At 58.8% G+C, this 5,758-nt stretch carries 7 protein-coding genes and 1 pseudogene; 2 read left to right on the top strand and 6 right to left on the bottom strand.

Annotation, left to right across the window (positions count from 1 at the left end; translation table 11 throughout):
• Window positions 1-323 (top strand): annotated as a pseudogene (locus Q0L30_RS20420) (heme ABC transporter permease); the annotation flags it as partial.
• 201 nt (window positions 324-524) lie between these two features.
• Here Q0L30_RS20420 and Q0L30_RS20415 read toward each other — a convergent pair.
• From Q0L30_RS20415 to Q0L30_RS20405, 4 genes are read right to left on the bottom strand one after another with little or no spacing between them, the layout of a single operon-like run.
• A complete protein-coding gene (locus Q0L30_RS20415) occupies window positions 525-785 on the bottom strand; it encodes a hypothetical protein (protein WP_296660371.1) in 261 nt (86 codons plus the stop codon).
• A 16-nt stretch (window positions 786-801) separates the two neighbouring features.
• The gene (locus tag Q0L30_RS20410; RefSeq protein ID WP_296660368.1) at window positions 802-1,284 is read right to left on the bottom strand and encodes a DUF2778 domain-containing protein; all 483 of its coding nucleotides are present in this window, start codon (window positions 1,282-1,284) and stop codon (window positions 802-804) included.
• 2 nt (window positions 1,285-1,286) lie between these two features.
• Entirely contained in the window at window positions 1,287-1,463 is a 177-nt protein-coding gene (locus Q0L30_RS25815; RefSeq protein WP_367277844.1) for a hypothetical protein, read from the bottom strand.
• The gene (locus Q0L30_RS20405; protein WP_367277843.1) at window positions 1,445-1,771 is read right to left on the bottom strand and encodes an Hcp family type VI secretion system effector; all 327 of its coding nucleotides are present in this window, start codon (window positions 1,769-1,771) and stop codon (window positions 1,445-1,447) included. The genes Q0L30_RS25815 and Q0L30_RS20405 overlap by 19 nt, the downstream gene beginning before the upstream one ends.
• Window positions 1,772-1,985: 214 nt before the next feature.
• Here Q0L30_RS20405 and Q0L30_RS20400 point away from each other — a divergent pair, with 214 nt between their 5' ends.
• Window positions 1,986-2,282 (top strand): hypothetical protein, encoded by a 297-nt coding sequence (locus Q0L30_RS20400; protein WP_296660366.1) that lies wholly within the window; start codon window positions 1,986-1,988, stop codon window positions 2,280-2,282.
• A gap of 221 nt (window positions 2,283-2,503) precedes the next feature.
• On the opposite strand, the gene Q0L30_RS20395 is transcribed toward Q0L30_RS20400, so the two are convergent.
• Entirely contained in the window at window positions 2,504-3,124 is a 621-nt protein-coding gene (locus Q0L30_RS20395; RefSeq protein WP_296660363.1) for a NapC/NirT family cytochrome c, read from the bottom strand.
• A 28-nt stretch (window positions 3,125-3,152) separates the two neighbouring features.
• Window positions 3,153-5,588: an MtrB/PioB family decaheme-associated outer membrane protein gene (locus Q0L30_RS20390; RefSeq protein WP_296660360.1), complete on the bottom strand. Its 2,436-nt coding sequence runs from the start codon at window positions 5,586-5,588 to the stop codon at window positions 3,153-3,155.
• Between the last annotated feature and the right edge of the window lie 170 nt (window positions 5,589-5,758).

Below are 5,758 nucleotides of genomic sequence, written 5' to 3'. Positions count from 1 at the left end.
ACCCGCAGCGCGCGGACCGGGCGTGCGCGGTGCTGGCGCTGCTGGGGGCGCTGAACCTGCCGGTGATGTACTTCTCGGTGCGGTGGTGGAACACGCTGCACCAGGGGGCGACGATCCGCGCGAGCGGTGCGAGCATGGCGCCGGTGATGCTGTGGGCGATGCTGCTGTGCAGTGTGGCGGCGTGGGCGTGGGCGGCGGCGACGACGCTGCGGCGCGCGCAGTTGCTGATTGCCGAGCGCGAGGCGCATACGCGCTGGCTGCGCGCGATGCAGGATGAGGCGCCGGTCAGTGCGCCGGCCGCGCTGCCGGTCGATCCGGTGTGATCGCTTCGTATAGGTGACGCTGCGGGTGACGCTGCGGCAGCGCCGAAGGCAACGACAAGCCAACGGCGCTGCTCGGGACGCAGTCACATGCTTGTTTTAGACGCAAGGTCATCGAGCGCGGAGCTTAAGGGGACCGTAACGAGGAAAATTTCATCCTCAAGACCCGCATCGCGCTCCTTGGTAATCGTCGATGCACATTTCTTATCGCTGCGTGCGATAACGTCGTAAAAATTTCATCAGAATCGAGTACGCCACGATGGCCACTACTAGGTCGATAGTGATCATCGTGCAGATATAGAACAATTCGGAATCGGCAATCCCGAATGCTTCCGATATCTCGCTCCAAAAATCTTGCTGCTGCATCGTCATTGGCATCGGGTAGGTATGAACATACCGAACCGCTAAAAGAAACAACCCGCAAAATAGCAGCACTTTGGCAGCGCTATGGGCAAGTATTTCCATTCGTAACTACCTCAATCTACCCATATGCACGTATGCCTGAATTTCTGGCAGGGACGGTTGTGGTGTGCAGTAACGCTTGTCGAAGTCTTTGGAAGTCCGCGCGAGTTTGCAGTGTAATGCAGCCAAACGAACGTCCGCTGCCACCGGATGGATGCAGCCGGAAATTGCCGCGCTTGATACCATTTACCCATGTCCAATCGTCAATCAGACCGTCATCCCGATACAAGGCAAACCACTCCGAATGATTGGTCGTTGTGCCGAAAACAGCGTTCCACATATCTTTGATGGCCGCTTCCGATCTAGAACGAAAACCACCACCAGGCCGATCAACTATCCAGTATTTACCGGCGGGTAAGGGGCCTCTGGTCACTATCGCGGTGCAGCCCCCACGGTTGCGGTAGGAGCCATCTCCCGAAAATGCTGGAAACGCCCCTGCACCAAACATGACCAGATACAAATCCGGTTTGTTGTCGACAACGAATTTTCCCTGTAATGCCATGATCAGGACCGCTCGTTCCAGCTATCCGTGAACTTGATGTTGCCGTCGGTGTAGCGCCAGGTAATGCGGTCGTACAACAACGAGACTGATTCGAGATGATTGAGTGGGGACATCGCGTCGAGTTGAGTGTTCGCCATTCCGGGATTGACGCCGACGACCTTCACGCCCTCCAGGAGCATGATGAATACACCACCTCTTGGCCCGCGTCGTTGATGCGATACCACTTCAGTTCTGCAGACTGCAGCGATTGACCTTTGGATACGGCTTTGTAGAGATATGGACTGGAGGAGTCGAACTCCTTTTCCAGGGTCATTGGGGCGTACGTGCGCGAGCCGGTAATATTTCCGGTTCTGTTGTCAACAGGCAGGTTCACGCCGTGAGCGAATCCGATTACCTCAATGCTTCCCTCTCGTCCCTGAACTGTGACGGCACCTTTGATATCCGCTCCTCCGTCATCCTTGAGCCACATGTATGCGGGAATCGGCATTTCGGTCTAACTCCTCTGCTGGATTGCTGGTTCGGAGCAAATATATAAGCACATAAATGGGGCACGGTGATCGCATCTGACAATATTTGATGATTCGGGAATCTAAATAAAAAGACTCATTGAAAATTACAGCGACCGCGACGAGGAATTCCCCTTTCTCAAGATCTGTGCCGCATTCTCTGGTAATCCTCGGTGAGTTAAAAGAGCGTACATCGTGCTGGCGCTGCTGGGGGCGCTGAATCTGCCGGTGATGTACTTCTCGGTGCGGTGGTGGAACACGCTGCACCAGCGGGCGAGCATGGCGCCGGTGATGCTGTGGGCGATGCTGCTGTGCAGCGTGGCGGCGTGGGCGTGGGCGTGGGCGTGGGCGTGGGCGTGGGCGGCGGCGGCGACGCTGCGGCGCGCGCAGCTGCTGATTGCCGAGCGCGAGGCGCATACGCGCTGGCTGCGCGCGATGCAGGATGAGGCGCCGGTCAGTGCGCCGGCTGCGCTGCCGGCCGATCCGGTTTGATCGCTTCGTATAGGTGACGCTGCGGCAGCGCCGAAGGAAACTCGGTGCGTACGCATCGAATCACGGATGCGACGGGTGTCTCACCAGTTCCGGCAGCGCCGTCAACCGAAAGCCGGAAAAATCACTTACTCACGGATCGCGGCGGATTGCGCAATGCAAACGAGACCGGCAATGCCGGTCTCGCGATACATCCGCATCAAAAGCGGATTCCACAACTCGAATTACTCGTCTTCGTTCGGGTCGTGGTATTCCTTGGGCAGGTGGTGCGCAATACCCTTGTGGCAGTCGATACAGGTCTGACCAGCCGCTTGTGCCGCCATGTGCTTGTTGTAGCGCGATTCGCCCTGCGCATCCTTGCTCATGGCTTCGAAGCTGTGGCAATTGCGGCATTCACGCGAACCGTTCGCCTTCATGCGTGCCCATTCCTTCGTCGCCAGTTCCATACGATGCGATTCGAACTTCTGGCGCGTATCGATCTTGCCGGTCAGCTTGGCCCACACTTCCTGACTCGCCTGAATCTTGCGAATCATTTTCGGGCCCCACTCGTGAGGAACGTGGCAGTTCGAGCAGATCGCCCGCACGCCGACGCGATTCGAGTAGTGGATCGTCGTCTTGTATTCCTGATAGACGTTGTCCTTCATCTCATGGCAGCTGGTACAGAACGCCAGCTGGTTGGTTTCCTCCAGGGCGGTGTTGAAGCCGCCCCAGAAGATGATGCCGCCCAGGCCGCCGATCAGAAGCAGGGTCAGCATGGACCACTTTGCCGACGGCCGCCGCAATGTGCGCCATATCCTGGACAGCAATCCGGGTGTCTTTTCGTTTTCAGGGATCTTTTCGTTCATGGTGTGTACCAGGTCGTACTAATAATTCCTAGAGGAAAGAATAGCGGTAGGTCACGAACACAATATTCTCCGTATAGTTCGGCGACACCTGGTTCGACGGCGTCAGGCTCGTCGGCGTGAAGCCGAACGCGTAAGCGTTGTAGAAGTAGTCGTTCGAGATGAGCCGCTGGTAGATATATCCGGCGCTGACCGTCGAGGCCTTGTTCAGCTGATAGGACCCGGCCAGACGAACCTGAAGCAGATTGCTGGTGATGTCCGGCGGCGACCCGAACGTACCCGCGGCCTGCGCCGGCAGATTCACGTTCGTCGTGGTGTAGGTGGACCGGCCCAGCGAGTAAGACACGTCTTCGTTGAACCGGAGCTTGCCGTTGAGCAGCTTCTGCTTGCCGTCGACGCCGAACGCAACGTCGTGATCCGCCAGTGAATTGCCCCACTCGTTGGCTTCATTCCCCGGGAGAGCGCCCGGCAAACCCGGATTGGAGGCAGCACCCTTGGTGTTCAACATGCTGTACGAGTTGTTCTGCCAGCTTGCGTAAGCGCCAAACGAGTAGTTTTCGGAAAGGTCGTACTCCGCATCCAGGTTGATGCTGCTGGAGTTGCCGCTCTGTACGCCGAATACGTGGTCGTAGTAGTCGTCGCGCGTATACCGGCCATCGACGCCAACGCTGAAGGCGTTGGTCACCTGCCAGTTCACGCCGGCTTTAAACAGATTCTCGCGACGCGATGCCTGATAGAACGCGACGAAGCCGAAGTCTTCCATTCCGGCTGCTTCAATCGGGTTGTAGAACGCCTGATTGATGGTCGCCCTGCGATCCGCGTAGGTGTAGCCCGCGTTGAAGCTGACCGAATCAAGAAGATTCAGGTTGTACTTCGCGACGAGCCGGTTTTCAGCGGAGTCAGGCGACTGCACGCACGAGGAGTCCACATAGTAGCCGCCAGGCGCCGAGGCACCCGTTGCGTTGTTGGCGAGCGCATTCTTGCACCAGCGGTTGATCTCCTCGAACTCGTAACCCAAATGCAGATGCTGGGCGCTGTCGAAGCGGTAGTCGAGTCCGGCATCGACGTCCGCTTTGCGCAGGCTCATCGGTGTGTTGACAACGGTTCTGTTCCGGCCGCCGATGTCGACAAACGTATACGTGTTGGAGGACGTATTGTTGTCGCGCTCGTTGTACGTGAAGCCCACGTTCAGGCCGAGCTTGTTGGTGAACTGATGCGTCAGGCGGCCGTCGGCGTGCCAGATGATGACCTGGCCATCGAGCGACTGCGCAGGCAGACTGATCATCGAACCCGGCGTATACGTGCCGGCGAAACTGTCGTCCTGCGTGTTCAGCGCGACAGAGGCGCTGCCCACCACCTTGGTGTCGGTGCTGAAGATATAGCCGCCCGTGACCTTCAGTTGCTGGAACTGGTTATCCGGCGGCGTGCTCATGGTGTCGACCGGGAAGTTGCCGGTCGGTACAGCGCCCGTGTGCGGGGTCGAAGCCGGGCCGGCGGGAGTGGTGCCGGTCACGAGCGGATTCGACCACGACAGGCCGCTGAAGTCGTCGCGATACACGGAAAGGTAGTACTCCGCGCTCGCGTAACCCTTCTGTCCGACCCAGTTCAGCGCGACGTTGAAGTTGTCGGTGGTGGACTCGGTCGGATTCATCAGGACATTGATGCCCTGATTGGCGTAATTCAACCCGTTCAGCGTCACCGCTTCCGTCGCCGAGCTGATCAACTTCGCACCGGACATGTCCAGGTGGTTGTAGTCGAACTTGACGCTCCAGTTGTCGTCGATCTGGTAGCCGGACGTCAGGCTGGTATTCAGGCGCTGGTTATAGACGTCATGTTTGTTGAATGCCGCCAGTTGCGAGGCCGTGAGTCCCTGAGTACCGCCCTGCGATCCCGCGGGCTGCCCCGCGGCGGCCGAGTTCTTGTTGATCACGCCGAAGCTCGGCGGGAGAAAGAACACGTTGCCGCCCTGCGAACCCTGGAACGGACTTTCGTAGCCTGTCGTGGTGTAGTGGCGCAACTGGTCGAAGTTCACCCCGAACGACCACTTGCCCTGGGCTTCGATACTGGCGCCTGCGGAGCGTGACGTGGTCCCGAGGTCACGGCCGGTGACCTGCCAGCGCAGGTTGCCACCCTTCTGGCAGAAACCGCTGCCGCCCTGCACGTTGAAGTTGCCGATGCCGTAGAGACCGGACTCGTTAATGCCGTTGTACTCGCCGAACTTCGTCGACCCGTTCGACGCGTTCAGGATGCCCGCTTCGAGATAGTTGGTCGGGCACACAAGTGCCTTGACGTCGCTATCCATCTCGTCATCCGCTGCGGTATCGGTCGCGGCATCGGTTGTTTTCGCAGCGGCCGCGCCTTGTGCGGCCGCGAGGCCCGGCACGGCCAGCATGAACAGCGCGAGCGCAGCCAACCGTACAGGGGGCGCCAGACTCTCCCCGGAAAAATCACATTTGAGCGTTTTCACGATTTGTTATTTCGTCTGTGATTAACGATGGAGGAATGCGCCTGCCGGAGAATTCGACCCGTGCACCATGACGTGACAGTTCATACAGGCGCGGCCAACCACGTTGTTGTTCGGCGCGGTATTCGCCGGCAGGCCACCACCCTGAATCCCCGCCACCGCGGAACCGGTCG

Origin of the sequence: Paraburkholderia sp. (assembly GCF_024281035.1) — a bacterium.
In the GTDB taxonomy this organism is placed as follows: Bacteria; Pseudomonadota; Gammaproteobacteria; order Burkholderiales; family Burkholderiaceae; genus Paraburkholderia.
The sequence above is the reverse complement of the archived record's forward strand: the minus strand, read 5'-3'. Positions and strand labels throughout refer to the sequence as shown.